The organism is Gammaproteobacteria bacterium (assembly GCA_029881255.1).
GTDB lineage: Bacteria > Pseudomonadota > Gammaproteobacteria > S012-40 > S012-40 > JAOUMY01.
Window position 1 is genome coordinate 107,568 of record JAOUMY010000004.1, and the last position, 16,067, is coordinate 123,634.

13 protein-coding genes are annotated in these 16,067 nt (G+C 45.1%); 12 read left to right on the forward strand and 1 reads right to left on the reverse strand.

Translation table 11 applies throughout. The features are described from left to right. Positions 1-12: 12 nt before the first annotated feature. The 5 genes from OEZ43_09990 (at position 13) to cobS (ending at position 5,964) form a co-directional block, all read left to right on the forward strand. Positions 13-2,223, forward strand: a complete 2,211-nt coding sequence (locus tag OEZ43_09990) for a polysaccharide biosynthesis tyrosine autokinase (protein ID MDH5545914.1) — start codon at positions 13-15, stop codon at positions 2,221-2,223. Between the two features lie 8 nt (positions 2,224-2,231). Further along, the gene (locus OEZ43_09995) at positions 2,232-2,972 is read left to right on the forward strand and encodes a hypothetical protein (protein MDH5545915.1); all 741 of its coding nucleotides are present in this window, start codon (positions 2,232-2,234) and stop codon (positions 2,970-2,972) included. Between the two features lie 7 nt (positions 2,973-2,979). After that, on the forward strand, positions 2,980-4,434 hold the full coding sequence (locus OEZ43_10000) for an O-antigen ligase family protein (GenBank protein MDH5545916.1): 1,455 nt from the start codon (positions 2,980-2,982) through the stop codon (positions 4,432-4,434). A 95-nt stretch (positions 4,435-4,529) separates the two neighbouring features. After that, the gene (gene lexA / locus OEZ43_10005) at positions 4,530-5,147 is read left to right on the forward strand and encodes a transcriptional repressor LexA (GenBank protein MDH5545917.1); all 618 of its coding nucleotides are present in this window, start codon (positions 4,530-4,532) and stop codon (positions 5,145-5,147) included. A gap of 58 nt (positions 5,148-5,205) precedes the next feature. Further along, complete coding sequence (cobS, locus tag OEZ43_10010) at positions 5,206-5,964, forward strand: adenosylcobinamide-GDP ribazoletransferase (GenBank protein ID MDH5545918.1); 759 nt, start codon at positions 5,206-5,208, stop codon at positions 5,962-5,964. Here cobS and OEZ43_10015 read toward each other — a convergent pair. Then, complete coding sequence (locus OEZ43_10015; protein ID MDH5545919.1) at positions 5,961-6,416, reverse strand: Rrf2 family transcriptional regulator; 456 nt, start codon at positions 6,414-6,416, stop codon at positions 5,961-5,963. The genes cobS and OEZ43_10015 overlap by 4 nt on opposite strands. Positions 6,417-6,610: 194 nt before the next feature. Between OEZ43_10015 and OEZ43_10020 the strand changes: the two genes are divergently transcribed. From OEZ43_10020 to OEZ43_10050, 7 genes are all read left to right on the forward strand, one after another. Continuing rightward, positions 6,611-6,979 (forward strand): group 1 truncated hemoglobin, encoded by a 369-nt coding sequence (locus OEZ43_10020; GenBank protein ID MDH5545920.1) that lies wholly within the window; start codon positions 6,611-6,613, stop codon positions 6,977-6,979. A gap of 11 nt (positions 6,980-6,990) precedes the next feature. Continuing rightward, complete coding sequence (locus OEZ43_10025; GenBank protein MDH5545921.1) at positions 6,991-7,962, forward strand: FAD-binding oxidoreductase; 972 nt, start codon at positions 6,991-6,993, stop codon at positions 7,960-7,962. Between the two features lie 15 nt (positions 7,963-7,977). Then, entirely contained in the window at positions 7,978-8,415 is a 438-nt protein-coding gene (mrtJ, locus tag OEZ43_10030; protein MDH5545922.1) for a JDVT-CTERM system glutamic-type intramembrane protease, read from the forward strand. A 647-nt stretch (positions 8,416-9,062) separates the two neighbouring features. After that, positions 9,063-9,803, forward strand: a complete 741-nt coding sequence (locus OEZ43_10035; GenBank protein ID MDH5545923.1) for a polysaccharide export protein — start codon at positions 9,063-9,065, stop codon at positions 9,801-9,803. Then, a complete protein-coding gene (locus tag OEZ43_10040) occupies positions 9,803-12,082 on the forward strand; it encodes a polysaccharide biosynthesis tyrosine autokinase (GenBank protein ID MDH5545924.1) in 2,280 nt (759 codons plus the stop codon). Before OEZ43_10035 ends, OEZ43_10040 begins: the two co-directional genes overlap by 1 nt. A 51-nt stretch (positions 12,083-12,133) precedes the next feature. Further along, positions 12,134-14,800 (forward strand): XrtA-associated ATPase, encoded by a 2,667-nt coding sequence (locus OEZ43_10045; GenBank protein MDH5545925.1) that lies wholly within the window; start codon positions 12,134-12,136, stop codon positions 14,798-14,800. Continuing rightward, a complete protein-coding gene (locus OEZ43_10050) occupies positions 14,800-16,017 on the forward strand; it encodes a hypothetical protein (GenBank protein ID MDH5545926.1) in 1,218 nt (405 codons plus the stop codon). The genes OEZ43_10045 and OEZ43_10050 overlap by 1 nt, the downstream gene beginning before the upstream one ends. Positions 16,018-16,067 lie beyond the last annotated feature (50 nt).

A 16,067-nucleotide genomic window follows, 5' to 3' on the forward strand; every position in this document is an offset into this window, starting at 1 on the left:
AAGTATTGGTAGATGTCTCGCAACAGGAACTCATCCCACAACAGCAGATTAACCACGCATGGTAAGGCTGAGGGTATGGGAAATTATTTTGCCGTTTTGCGTCGTAATCTTCTTACCATTATAAGCTTTTCAATCTTGTCTACTGTTATAGGTTATTTTTGGGCAGCCAATATACCACCGGCCTATCGTACTTCAGTAACACTTGTGGTCGATTCTAATAAATCCGCGCAATATTCCATACACACACCGGTCGGTCTGACCAGAAGTCTGAACTACGAACAGGCGCAAATTGAATTAATACGAAGCCGAGCGGTTGCAGAAGCCGTTATCTCTAACCTTGGGCTGAAGAAGCATGCTGATTTTCTTCCTCAGAAAAAGGGGATGCTTGATATTGTAATTAGCAAAGTGACGGGTGCAAACCAAGAAGCAAAAATCAGTCGTGAAGAAAGAGATGAGGGGCTGGAAGAAATACCCATCTATATAAAAGCTTTTGCACAGAGACTTGATGTGGCGTACGAGAGCGCCAAATCTATCATCAGAATATCGTACGAATCCACAGACAAGGTGATCGCAGCCAAAGTAGCCAACGAAATAGTGGCAGTATACTTGGAAGTATTGAAGAAGGTAAAAAATGAATCGGATGTGAATACGGCGGGTTGGTTGAGTGCCAGGTTAGAGGAAGTGCGGAAAACACTGGTGCAGTCTGAGGCAAGGTTAAAGGCCTTTCAAGTGGAAAAAAGCATCGTGGATAGTAATGATGAAAATAGCGTCAGAAGCAGCAAACTAGGCGGGATTACATCGCAGATTGTTAAGGCCAGGGCGATGCGCGCGGACGCGGAAGCCGTCTACAACGAGGCAAAGAAAATCGTCTCCGCCTCTGGAGTCAAGGCGATTTCTTCAATCGTAGACGACGACCAACTGCTCGAAGCAAAGTTGCGTGAAAGTGACGCAAATCGAGAAGTAAGCCTGTTATCCAAACGATATGGGGAGAAACATCCGAAAATGAAGGCTGCCCGGTCTCGATACCAGCAACTCTCTGCTCAGGCAAAAGCAGAGGCTCAGCGAGTTTTTCGCCGTGTGAAAAGATCATTGGATTTGGCGTTGGAGCAGGAAAAAGAAACAGATGCACTATACAAGCAGCTACAACAGGAATTAGCTTCGACAAAAGACAAACAATTTGAACTCGCCAAAATGGAAATGGATGTTTCCACCAATAGAGAACTTTATGATTTATTATTGATGCGTTTGAAAGAGGCCGATATCAATCGCGCGGACAATGTTGCCGATGTTAGAGTGCTAGACCCAGCAGCGGTTCCCAGTGCGCCCTATAAGCCCAATCGAACTAAGATTATGCTCTTCTCGTTTCTGATCGGATTCGGCTTAAGTCTAGGCATGGCTGTCATTCGAGAAGCCAATGATCCAACCTTCAAGACCGCCGAGGACTTACTTTCAATCCCCGGCGTACCGGTACTGGGTATTATGCCTCAGTTGTCACGTCGAGAAATTCGAAAATATTCGGCTGAGAAGATTGCGGTCGGGAAATCACGATCCTCTGCTGCTGAAGCGATAAATAATATTCGAACGAATGTGATATTCAGTTCGAGTGACAGGGCGCCAAAAATTACCCTGGTCACATCGGCTGTTGCATCAGAGGGAAAAACTACCGTCAGCAGCAATCTTGCCATTTCAATGTCCATGCTTGGCCCGACACTTTTGATAGAGGCCGATACGCGTCGACCTCGCGTAGGAGAGTTTATGAAAGGGAAAGTCTTGGGTGGAATTTTTGAGTATGTTGCAGGTAAGCATAAATTGAAAGATTGTGTAGTAAAGGACGACGCGGCGGAGAACCTCTATGTTATGCCAGTAAAGACAATGCCTGCTAATCCACTCGAAATGTTCTCAAGTAAGCGTTTTGACGAAGTTTTGAAAAAACTCAGTAAAAAGTTTGAATACATTGTAATCGATTCACCACCAGTATTACCTGTTAGCGATTCAATAGTGATATCTTCCAAATGCGACGGTGTCGTGCTGGTCGTGGGTGCAGAAAGTACTCATAAAAAAGCAGTGTATGGCGCCTTAGACCGACTAAATCGTGCAGGAGCCAGGGTCTTGGGCACAGTTCTGTCTATGGCTAATATTCGCACCATTCATTCCTATGGTGACCATTACTATTACGGTTACGAGAAATACCAGAGTGATGGCAAGATGCCCAAATTAGCCTGAACAGGTGCATGATGCGACTGTCCAGGATACGATTCACATTTCTCTTCATCTTCCCGGCTTTGTTCGCGGTCTTATTAGGCACAGGTGCTCTCACTTATTCATCTTTTCTAACCTTGATAGCGGAATACAATCTAGATCAATGGGAATGTCGTGGAACTGTCAGCGATGATGGGGAATGGCAGACACAGGCGGAGAATCTGAATCAAGCGAAAAAGATAGAACAATTTGATGCAAATGTATCTCTTGATTTGGGTCGATTGCATGAATTTCGTGCGCTATCAAAGCCTATATGGAGCGATGACGCCAAAATCAGTCGAAAGCAGTCGCTAGACTATTATCAAGAGGCGACAACTCAGCGTCCAACCTGGGCGCTGGCCTGGGTGAACGTTGCGCAGGCACGGTTGTTAAATCAGCAGATTGACAAAGAGACATTCGATGCGATGCGAAAAGCGTTTCAATATGGCAGGTGGCAAGAGAAGGTGCAACAGCGTCTGATTTGGCTTGGGGTAGGAATGTGGAGCGTGTTGCCTGTGGATCTGAAAGATGAGATTCGCGCAGTCGTTCGCCAAACGCTGGAACAAGACTACCGTGTTTATGGGCTTATAGTACTCGCCTACAGGCAAAAATGGGAAGGTGAACTGAAAAAGCTCGTTACGCGTAAAGAACACTGGGAGATTATAAGACGAATAGAAAAGAATGGAAATGAGTTGAACGAATACTTACGCAAGCAGCAGGCAAGGAAGTGTTGAAAATACGATGAATGAAGTAGTTTATAGTAATCTTCAAGAAAAGATAATTTTTGCACTATTTCTGATATTGCTGGTCTGGGCACCTATTCCGCTAGGCAGTAACAGGGATATCGGTTGGACGCTGTTGTCTACTGCATCGACAATTTTGCTTGCCTGGTCTGCCGCTTTGCTTTCGGTTCGTAGAATGACGCTTACAAAAAGCTTCTTCAGGCTTAAGCTCGTTTATCTGATGTTTATAGCCCTGGTATCTTTACAAATAGCGCAAGTCGTCCTCATACCAATTGATATCATCAAACAGTATTCACCTCAACACTTAGGAAAACTATCTTTGCAGGACATCTATGTAGGTGCTGAAGCCTTGTCTATAAGTGTCGATCGCAATCAAACTATAGAATATCTGATTCGTTTCATTTCCTATATCTCTGTGTTCCTACTAACTGTTTTACTCGTAAATGGAAATAGTCGGCTAGTCTGGCTATTACTAGCGATGTCTGTGTCCGGCGTATTGCAGAGTATCTATGGAATCGGAGAACTGATTTACAATTACGCAGCCACCAGTGCCTTTACCATATTGCATGGAACATTTGTCAACAATAATCATTTTGCTGCCTACCTAAATATGGTGGTTGGTAGCGTCCTGGGTCTTTTGCTGTTGGCGACCTACAGTAATCGAAGTGGCACCGTAGGTTTTATACGTAGTTTTGGAACTCAGCAATTTTCTGTTACCGTTTACTTGATATTGTGTATCGTGGCCCTTTTGTTGGCCCAGTCACGTGGTGCTGGTATCGCCTTTGTTGTCGCCTTTCTATCGGTATTTGTGTTAATCAACATAAACGATAAAGGAAAAGAATGGTTCGGCCGTCGCATGGTTGGTTTGGCGCTGCTGCTGCTATTTATGATTTTTCTATTTGGAAACAAAATCATTATTGATGAGTTAAAGAATGTTGACACCGATATGCTCACGCGTATGGAGATATGGGAAATTTCCTTACAAATATTTAAAGATTTTCCTCTATTCGGAGTAGGAGCGGGCAATTTCGCCACGGTTTTTCCAGTATATGAAAGTCGGCACATGTCAGTGTTCGTCAATCACGTGCACAATGACTATATTCAGGTACTAGTCGAGCAGGGGATTAGCGGCTTTGCAATAATGGCTATTTTGATACTGTTATGTATCGGTGCGGCCTTCCGCATTTTACGTGCGTCCTCCAATGTCCATGTGCTTGTTGCTACCAGCGTGGGGATGTTTGGGGTGGTGAGCATGCTAGTGCACGCTCTGGTGGATTTCAATTTCTATATTCCCTCAAATGCCGCTTATTTTTTTGTCTTCCTGGGACTCTCTGTTGCGAATATCGATAAAGTAAAAAAGGCGACTAGGGCAAGGACGAGAACAAGTCAAACCGCCATCGACGAACAAGTATTAGAAAGACCCGCGTTTACGCTTTCCGAGCCACAAGCCTGATCAATTCGTTTATCCAGTCAAAATATTTTAGGTTGAATTTAAAAATTACGTCCTGTATGCTTGAACAGTGCTGTGCTTGACAACAGGGGTGTATTATGACGGCGTTAACCGACCGCCAGGCGTTAATTCTGGACGTTATAAAGGAATATATCGAAGATACCGGGTTTCCGCCAACCAGAGCGGAGATTGCAGAAATTCTTGGCTTCAGATCTCCAAATGCAGCGGAAGATCATTTGAGAGCACTTGAGAGAAAGGGCTATGTAGAAATTTTGCCCGGAGCTTCTCGTGGGTTACGCTTGATCGAGCAGGAAGGCGAGCGTGAAGGACTGCCTGTTGTTGGGCGTGTAGCAGCTGGTAGCCCGATTTTGTCGGAAGAATATGTCGAGACCTATTACAAGATAGATCCGTATTTGTTTGAACCCCAGGCAAATTATCTTCTACAGGTGCAAGGCATGAGTATGCGGGACGCCGGTATTTATGAAGGAGATCTGCTTGCTGTTCATAAAACTGAAAGAGTGCGCAGTGGGCAGGTAGTCGTTGCACGAATAGACGGTGAAGTCACCGTCAAGAGATATCGCAAAAAGGGCCGTGTCGTATTCCTGGAACCCGAAAATCCAGACTTTGACATTATTGAAGTGAACCCCAAAAATCATAGCGATTTTCAAATTGAAGGTCTCGCCGTGGGTATTATAAGGAACAATGTTTCATTGTAAGTCTTGTTTGGATTGCGAGACGTTTATAAAAGATCTTGTGGCAAGAGGCTGATTTCCGTTGATACGTAAGTCAATCTCGGCAATTCGCCTAGCACTTCAGTTTTTAACTCGTCTCCCGGTGAAATCATCGCCAACCGTTCCCACAGATCACGAGTTGGCGAGCTCGGTAAAAGCCTTTCCTATTGCAGGCGCGGTTATTGGTTTTGTACTGGCGTGTTTTATTGTCCTTACACAAGCTCTTCCGGATTATCTCCAGGCTGCCCTAGTTTTGATCGTATGGGTCGCGTTAACGGGTAATCTGCACATGGACGGCTTAGCGGATACGGCTGATGCCTGGGCAGGTGGTAGAGGGCAAAAGGATCGTATTCTCGCTATTATGAAGGATCCGCACACCGGGGCTGCCGCTGTGAGTGTCGTGGTGCTCACATTGTTAGTCAAATGGTCTGCGGTCTCGGCTTTGTTACCTGGCGACAACCTGCTCGTTTTTTTTCTGGTTCCCATAGTCCCACGCGCAACAATGTTGCTATTTTTTACCTCTATGCAATATCTACGAAGTGAAGGTGGTTTGGCCTCTGGATATAGCGATGCGATTTCTCATACGACTCTTGCCGCAATTTTACTGCTCACATTTCTTGTCGTGATAGCGCTTGCTGCCTGGCTAGGCATTCTCATGTTTGCGGCAGCAGTAGCAAGTTTTGTAATTTTTTATTTCTATTGGCGACTCCTGCTCGGAGGATATACCGGTGATATTATTGGGGCATACGTGGAAATAACGGAGTGTCTTATGCTCGTCGTCGCCGTGGCTTGGCTAGTTTAAGATGGCTTGCGAGGGAACCATTTTACCGCTGTCTCTGCCCCTTCTTCTACCGCGCATGAAACCATGTCAGCCAGCGTATATCGTCTCAACTCGGCTAAAAACGCATCAGTTGCCCGGCCTAGTACGGCTTTTAGTCGACAAACGGGTTCCACGGTACATGCTGGGCTTTCCGCATCGAAACATTCAACAACATTGAAATGAGGCTCTGTGTCCATAACGACATCGGCGATATTGATGTCTATTGCCTTGCCCGATAAACTCAAGCCACCCCCTTTTCCCCTTGTGGAAATTATATAGCCTTTCAAAACCAGGTTATGGACGACCTTGACTAAATGATTGCGTGAGATTTGATAAAACTCGGCTATTTCACCGATTGTGCTCAGTTTGTCACCATGAATTTCCAGATAAATCAGAGTTCTGAGAGAATAATCGGTGTAAAGGGTAAGTTGCATGGGTCACCTCGGTTGTAGCCCAGTTTACTCCGTATTCAGTTCACGTTCAAAAACATGTATTCAGGATATATATTTATTGACAAATTCAATAACCCGATATTTAATGCATTTAAGATGCATCTTTAAAGGACGATATGGTAGGGACACTTTTTTAGATTGAGTTTTGTATGTCAATAACCACGGAGAAAAAGTAAATGAGTGAAACATTGTATGATCGCCTGGGTGGGGAAGCGGCTGTAAATGCAGCTGTGGACATCTTCTATCGTAAAGTTCTTGCGGATGATCGTATCAATCATTGGTTCGAAAATACAAACATGGAAAAGCAAGCGGCCAAGCAGAAAGCCTTTCTTACCATGGCGTTTGGTGGCCCACATAGCTATACCGGCAAAGATATGCGCGACGGACACGCTCACCTCGTTGCGAAAGGCTTAGGTGACGTAGACTTCGATGCGGTTATCGAGAATTTAGGGGCTACCTTGCAGGAGCTGAATGTACCGCAAGACATGATCGCTGAGGCAGCGGCCATTGCAGAAAGCACTCGTAACGATGTGTTAGGCCGCTAAGTTTTCACGCCATGCCGCAGCTCCAATTTAGAGAAAAGTTCTATACCACTGAGGGCGAGGAATCTGTTTTAGATTGCTTGCTGCGGCACGGTGTTGAAGTTCCCCATAGTTGCAAGAAAGGTACTTGCCATACCTGCACACTAAAAGTGACAGAGGGAGTGGTTCCTGAAGAGTCTCAACGTGGATTAAAGGATACCGAAAAAGCGCAGGGTCTTTTTCTATCGTGCTCCTGTCGTCCAAGCGCCGATATGACGGTATTACTACCTGACGTGAGTGGTCAACAGCACACGGTAAGTGTATTGCAAAAAGATCACATCGCTGACGATGTGATTCGTCTTAGGCTAGATGTTCCCGATGGTTTTAGCTATCGTCCTGGTCAATTCATCAACCTCTACAAAACACCTGTCATAACTCGATCTTATTCTCTTGCGAGCATGGGCGATTCTGAAGCCTTCCTCGAGCTACATATAAAACATGTTAAGGGCGGACAAGTTAGTGATTGGCTTGCACAAGACCTAAAACCAGGTGACGAAATTGTAATCGGTGATGCCCTTGGAAGTAGTTTTTACCTAGCGGAAAAACTGGATCAAAATCTGCTTCTTGTCGGCACTGGAACAGGATTGTCGCCACTGTACGGGATCGCCCGTTCAGCTGTGGCGTCGGGGCATACAGGGCAGATCAAATTGTTTCACGGTAGCAGGACCCGAAACGGACTTTATCTGGATCGTGAGTTACGGAAGTTTGCTGATGACGTGAGTAATTTCGAATATACTGCGTGTGTTTCCGGAGAATCAAATTTGCCTGTAGGTTTTCATGAGGGGCGTGCGAATGACTTGGCGCTCAAAGAGAACAAGGATCTGAAGAATTGGCGTGTATTTTTATGCGGACATCCAGATATGGTGGAGAAGACCAAGCTCAAAAGCTATCTTGCAGGTGCATCGCTTTACGATATTCACGCGGACCCATTTATCCCAGCAACATAGTTCACATGCGACGACATGTTTAGTCGATTAGCCAGAGATCCTTTGTTCTGGTTTGCCTGCCTGGCTGCCATTATTCTTTGGATAATTCTCAACGTTTTTGGCGACGCCGTTTTTTCGTTTGAATCTCCAAAGAAAGATTCCACGACCTTTCTATTAATGGTCGTTCTCATTTATCCTTTGTTAGAAGAGTTGGCATTTCGTGGCTGGCTACAAGGTCAATTGTTACGGCTTAACCGCTTGAGTGTGACGCTGTGGTTGGTGAGTTCTGCGAATGTTCTGACATCCATTGTGTTCGCTGGTGTGCATATAGTGGCGCAACATGCGATGTTGGCGGGCCTTGTTTTTTTTCCCTCCCTGGTATTTGGCTTGTTTCGTGAGCGCTATGATAGTGTGCTTCCTTCAATATTGCTGCACGCTTTCTATAATTTCGGGTGGTTTTTATGGGTGGTCTAGCTCAGAAGTTGCCGGAATACTTGACACTAACCTGCTAATACTAATGTATTAATTGTTTAACACACGAATTCTAATTTTGCGTCACTAAAACTCATTAACGTATTAATTTTAGAGTATATATTTGGGTGAAAAGACACTTGGGGTGTTTTTTTGAAACCAATTATCCTGTCGAGATATCTTACAAACCAGTATTGGTTGATGGTTGAATGGGTCTAATTAATTGTATTTAATGACAAAAAATGAATTGGTCCGATACCTGCTAAACCTCCCGTGCTGGTTGTAGTAGGCTTCTATTTCCTGCCGTATGGACAGGTGGCTTTATGGAAGGACTAATCAGCGAATGAGGTAAGACCTCTCGCAAACATAAGAAGTTACGGACAAATAATAAGAAGATACTTACGAGGCCACGAGATTTACAACAGGGACATGTTGTTACTCGTGGCTTTTGTTTATATGCAGTCTTATCCGCGGAAAACTTCCCTTTAACAGCTCATTAAGTCAAATCGTCTATTATGCCCGCTGGTACTCAATGATATTGCCAGCTTTAGTGTCGTCCTGTCGGTTACTGGTATATCATATGCCGGCCCTGTCTTCAGATTATGTTAACAGTATTTTCAAAATAAATTGCAGTGAGTTCCTAGATCGATATGACTGGACAAATTAAACCGGGATTGAGTCCGTTCAGAGTTATGGTGCGACTAATTTTGGTGATTACGATATTAGTATTTTTTCCGTTTGAGTCGATGGCTCAGCAGGAGTTGGATATTATTGCTGCGGATCCACATTCACTTGAATATGGCGACCCTAGTACGCGCCCGGAAGCAGGTACCCATGAGTACAGAATTGGACCGCATGATTTGCTAGAAGTAGACGTATTCAGAGTGGAAGAATTTACCCGAGTTGTCAGAGTTAATTCGCGGGGAAGCATCAGTCTGCCCTTGATTGGCTCGGTCGTGGCACATGGAAAAACCAGCGAGGAACTGGAACAGATAATCGCAAAATCGCTGCAGTTGAGTTTTCTTCAAGAACCACATGTCAGTGTATTTGTAAAAGAATATGCAAGCCAGAAAGTAACGCTAGAAGGCGAGGTGAAGAAGCCTGGTCTATATGCATTGACGGGACGTACGACTGTTTTACAGGCGATTGCCATGGCAGAGGGACTGACGGATTTGGCGGATATTGGTGGCGTGCAACTCTTTCGCCCTAATCGTGATGGTCGAATGCTGAGTTATGTTCTCGATGTTAAAGCGATACGCAACGGCGAGACGCGAGATCCGCTGGTATTTGGCAATGATATTCTAGTCGTTCATCGCGCCACATTTAGATCGTTTACCAAAGCACTGACCGATACCTTGCGCGGCTTTGTCACATTTGGGAGACCTTTTTAATGTCTCAATGGCCTGAACGTCGGCGTAGCGATATCGGTGGGGGAGAGGTTCGACATCTTTCTGAACGCCGAAGAAAAACGGACGCGGTCGACGATAACTACCTCGCTCGTCAATTGGTATTAGAATCGTATCAGGAAGAACCTCAGGTCAATCTACGTGATTATTGGCAGATACTCAGACGTCGACAGTCGATTATTTTACTCTTTGCTGGCTTGGTGTTGTTCACTACCTTGATTGCCAGCATGTTGATGACGCCAATCTACCGCGCTAGTTTGTTGTTGCAAATTGATCGTGAATCACCCAAGGTGCTCAATTACCAGGATGTGACGCCAGTCGAGTCTATCAATGATAAAGACTTTTATCAGACCCAATACGAATTGCTCAGAAGTTATACCTTAGTCAAACGCGTGATAAATGAACTAGACCTGATCCACCATCCCGTACTGTTAAAGGAAACGGAGCCTTCCAGTCTGCGCGCTGTTATGGGTGAAATGTTGCTCTGGTTTGCAGAGGAGCAGGAGAATCGATTAAGCGAAGATAATCGATGGCTGGAATATTTTTTAAATCGATTAACGGTGGAGCCAGTCAAGAATTCACGTTTGGTTCGCGTGCATTTCGATAGTACAGACCCTGAAACCGCGACAATGATTGTGAATAACTATGCCGAAAACTACATCAACATGAATCTGGAGCGTCGATACGATGCTTCCTCATATGCGAAATCATTTCTTGATGAGCGCCTGGCAAGCGTGAAGATTCGCCTTGAAGAGTCTGAGCAGCGTTTGGTGGCGTTCGCACGGCAAAATCAAATCATTAATATTGATGACAAGCAAAATATCGATACTGAAAAATTGCGTGAAACGAACCTTGCCCTCGCTAGGGCGGAACAGGCTAGAATTTCCAGTGAGGCAATTTTCAATGAAATGAGGAAAGCGGAGGATGATCATTTATCCGAAATACTTGATAGTGAAGTCATACAAACGCTGAAAAACAACAAAGCAAAGCTGGAAGCTGAATATGAAGACAAGCGCCGAGTATTTAAGCCTGCATATCCGGCGATGTTGCAGCTAGCAGGGCAGATTGAGATTATTGAGAAGAAGATTCATCTCGAAATTGCTAGTGTACGTGCGGCTTTAGAAGCCAAATACAATGCAGCCAGAGACAAAGAAAACATGTTGCGCGAGAATTTGGCGGAAATTAAAGAAAGCGTGTTAGCTCTGCAGGATCGTAGTATACAGTACAATATACTCAAGCGTGAGGTCGACACTAATCGAGAGTTATACGAAGGCTTGCTACAACGTATGAAAGAGGTTGGGGTAGCGGGTGGAATCAGTACCAATAATATTTCGGTGGTAGATCCCGCTGCGATTCCTGACAAGAAACACAAGCCACGTCTGCTCATCAACATGTTGTTAGCACTGTTCGTCGGATTTCTAGGCGGAGTCGGTCTGGCGTTTCTTTTCGAGCACCTGGATGACAGCATAAAAATGCCAGAGGATTTCGAGAGACTGGTACAACTTCCCGTTATTGGCCTGATTCCCTTCCATGAATCGAAAGGGCGCGATGATGTAGATGTAGCCCTGATGTGCTATACCGATCCGTCATCGGCAGTTGCGGAAGCCTATCGCTCAATGCGTACGGCGCTGAATTTTTCCACCACTAACGGTGCACCGCAAGTCATGTTGGTAACCAGTCCTTCTCCTGGTGAAGGTAAGAGTACAACAGCGCTTAGCACGGCGATTACGTTTAATCAGACGGGCAAGAAGGTATTGCTTGTCGATACAGACCTGCGGAATCCGTCATTACACAAAATGCTCAATCTATCTAATGCCGATGGGCTTTCCAATTTTCTGACCGGCAACAGTAAACCGATTGATGTGTCACACGCGACAAATATTGATAACTTGTTTGTAATTACATCAGGTCCAGTGTGTCCAAATCCGGCTGAGCTTTTGTCAGGGACGCGGATGCAGGAGTTGCTGGTTTACGCCCGCGAAGCATTCGACTGTATTGTTCTTGATGGCCCGCCTGTTTTGGGTCTGGCCGACGCGCTATTGTTGTCAAATATGGCAGATGGGACCCTGATAGTCGCAGAGTCAGGCGTCACGCGCCAAGATTCGCTTAAATCGAGTGTTAAACGACTGCGCAATGCGCGGGCTCATCTCATTGGTGGTTTGGTAACCAAAGTCAGCGAGCATATGGTTGGGTATGGGCAATATGCCGGTTATTATTACTATGAACGTTCCGATGGGCAGGACCAGCCTCGGCTGCCAGTGTAATTGCAAGTTCATTGTGATAATATCCTAAGCCTAAGATTAATAGGTAAATAAGTGTACGACTCTCATTACGGATATTCCGAGATTCCATTCCGGCTGAGTCCGGACCCTTCTTTTTATTTTGGAAGTAAGGGACATAACCGCGCGCTGGCGTATTTGCGTTATGGTCTTACACAAAAAGAGGGGTTTATCGTCGTTACCGGTACCCCTGGCACCGGGAAAACCACTATCGCGCGGACACTGTTACAGGAAGTTGGCAGTGAGCGTATCGTTGTTTCAGAGCTCAACACAACTCACCTTCAGGCTGACGATGTTTTACGTATGGTGGCAGCCTCTTATGGGCTTGAACATGAAAACACTTCCAAGGCCAGTCTTCTAAAGCGCCTGGAGCAATTCTTTCTGGCCAAGTTTCGCGCCGGATATCACTGTTTGTTGATGATTGATGAGGCACAGAACCTGCCATTTGAATCGATCGAAGAATTGCGCATGCTCTCGAACTTCTATCAGGGCAACAACGCGCTAGTGCAGATATTCCTGCTTGGGCAAGAACAGTTTCGAGATATGTTATACATGCCCAAGTATGAGCAGTTGAGACAGCGGGTAGTCGCAGCCACACATTTAGAGCCACTTAGCGCACGCGACACGAGAGACTACATCATGCACCGCCTGACCAGAGTGGGTTGGACGGGGGAAAATCCTGCTTTTACCAAACGTGCCTTTGCGCATATCTACGCCTTAACTCAGGGTATTCCCAGACGTGTTAACACCTTCTGTGACAGATTGTTGTTGTTTGGATCATTGGAAGGTATCGATGTCGTTGATGAGAACGCGGTACAGAATGTTGCTAAGGAATTAATGTATGAGGGTACTGGTAAGAAACCCGAGGATGCTCCGACCGAAGCGATGAAATTTCAGTTCGTCGACGATGACGATGATGACGTCGTCGACGATATCGAAGACGATCAGGAATTAGATTTACCCGTAAAACAGATAGTGGAGCAAACTGTCACAAAAAATTCGCCTCCAGAAAAAGTGGAAGCGACCACAAAAGAAACAAAGGTAGCTGTTGAGCGCGAACAGGAGAAGGAAGTCGATATTGTCCGGCCAAGCCTGACGCTGGTTTCCAATAATAGTTCTGCCCAGCCAAAACGCGAAGAATTGCCCTCAATACAACCGAAAACTTTACCATCAGAACATGAGTGGGTTGCTTTTTTACGTGAAGTTGTTCAGTTAAATCAAACACGTAATATGGAACTGCTTTTTGAGCATGCTCATAAACCGGTTTCTCCTCATTTGCGCAATCTGCTGGAATTGACTAGTGGACAGCGACAAATACCAGGACATCTGCATCATTTGTTCGGAAAGACAGATCAACGTGAACTCAAGAGAGCGATACGATTTTATGTCCAAGAGACCTTGCTGAATAGTTCGGCAGATTATTACCGACGATTGGGGTTGCCCAGCAGAGTCGATGAAGCATCGGTTAAGATTCACTACCAACATTTATTTAAGTTATTCCAGCCGGACAGCAATATCGACGCGGAACAATGGGACAGGCGACACACTCAGCGAATAAATCAAGCCTATGCGACCTTGCGTGATCCGCATAAGCGAATTGCATATGATCAGTTTCTTGAAGACCTTCAGTTACAGGCTAATCAAGATGTATCTCAACAGTCGGCCTTTGTTGATAGTGTTGACGTTGAAGAACCAGACTCAAACATGGAAGTTGCGACAACTGATCCACAAATTGAATACGACTCTGGCGAGAGCAAAAAATCAGGGTCTGGCCTCATTTGGGCATTGTTGGTCTTTCTTATGGCGGCGGGAGGCGGTGGTTTCTGGTTTTATACGACCACTATGTCTGATAATTCGTCGGCCAGTCACATTGCGTCCTTGGCTGATTCAGACAAACCTATTCGATCGGGTGGAATCAATCGAGAAGCCATAACCGAAGAATCAAATACCCAAGAAACTGCTCCCGCTCATGTTGAAGAGCCAGTGTACGAGGCTAAAAGCAGTGTGAGCGAATCTATCAGACAGACCCAGCCAGAGATATCGGTAGAAAAGGAGTCGGTTGGCAAGAAAACACCAGTGTTAACAGATCAAAGCACACGCTTATCGACGTCCAACAAGCGAAGAGATGAAGCGGTGACGCCGACGCCAGTTGTAGTTGAGAAAGTTACGCCTAAGAAAGTAACAAAGGAACCGGTTGAGCGAAAACCACCCAAAACAACTAAAGAAAGTCAGGTTGCAGAGAGCGGCCTGGATACAGAAGCTAAGACAAAAGTCGCTCAGATTTCCTCAAATGGAGATCAGAAGAAGAATATCGTCGAAACGAAAGCTCCTATTCCTAACAAGAAGGAGTTAAATGAGATGTTGCAGAAATTCTCACTGGTCTATGAAACCGGTGATATTGATGCCTTTATGGAAATGTTTGTCGACGAAGCATATACAAATGATCAGGAAAACAAAGAAGGTATACGCAAAGATTATCAGGCGCTATTTGCGAATACGATAATGCGTACCATTGATATCACTAACGTAAGTTGGTTAATCAAGGATGATAAGGCTCGTGGTAAAGGTGACTTCGTTGTCACTGTAAAGCAAAAGGGCAATACTCAGCAACGCGTTGTTGGCACAATTTCAATTGGTTTCGTGAAGAAGCAAGATAAACTGTTTCTCACCGATATGTTGCATACCTATAATTTGAATAACTAATGAATAAATCGGCAATTACTACCTTATTTGGTGTAATACCGTTTTTGATTTTGACAGGTTTGGTGTTTTCAAATGGAATTGGAAATCATTTAGCCTCTTATAAAGACTTATCAAAGCTTCAACAGGCAATAGAATGGAATCATAATGCTTTTGCCGAATACAAAGTCGCTTTCTTTACAGTTGATAGCGATGCCAGAAAAGAACTACTCATCTCTTCTATACAGCATAACCCTTCCAATAGTTTCGCCATACTTCAATACGTTTTACTTGCGTCCGCCGCAGAAGATTCGACGAAAAATACAGATGCTCTAGTCGAGGCAGCCGCTCAATTGCGCCCGGTCGACGGTGAAATATTGACCCAAGCGGCAGCATACTGGCTCGAAAAAGGACAGATTTTAAAGGCGCTCAACCTCTGGAGTGAGGCCCTATCAATTACAAGAAACTACGATGACCGATTGTTTCCGTTTTTTCAGGAATTTCTCAGACAAGAAATGTCTTCTTCCGAATATGACAGTTGGATAGGTAGCGCTGGTAGCTGGTGGCCAAGACTTTATCGATTTCTGGCAAGGAATTCGGAAAATCTTCCTCTGCTGGAAAGCATTTTTGAGAAACGTAGACTATATAAAAATGCGGTTTCAGATGAAGAACAGCGCGTTCTGATTAGTTTTCTAATAGAAGAACGTTCCTGGGATCGAGCCTACTTATATTGGCTAAACAGTCTCGATGATGAGTCCAGGAAACATACAGGCTTATTGTTTAATGGCGGCTTTGAACATAAGATATCTAATTATGGATTCGGTTGGCATATACGGCGGGGACACGCTTATATAGAGACGGCCTATATACCGGGAGTAACGGGCAGAAAGGCTTTGCACATTATCTTTCGCGATGACCCTGCTCGTTTTCAGCATATATCGCAGTTAACTCGCCTATTGCCAGGAGAATATGTGCTGAACGGGCGTTATAGGGCGCAGACCTTACGCGCCGTCCGTGGGGTCCAGTGGCGCCTCGACTGTGTATCACCCCGTTATGAAAACCTCGGACGATCAAGCCACTTTGTGGGAAATTCCGCGTGGGAAACTTTTAGCATGAAGATCGAGATCCAGCATCAATGCGATGTTCAGAAGCTGTCACTGGTCGCCGATGGTCGCAATGAAGTAGAACAAAGAGTAAAAGGGGAGCTCTGGTTTGATCAGTTGGAGATTAAGCGTTTGTAAACCGCGGCGCCTATACTATAATCCCTTCTATTCCTATTAGTTACTACATT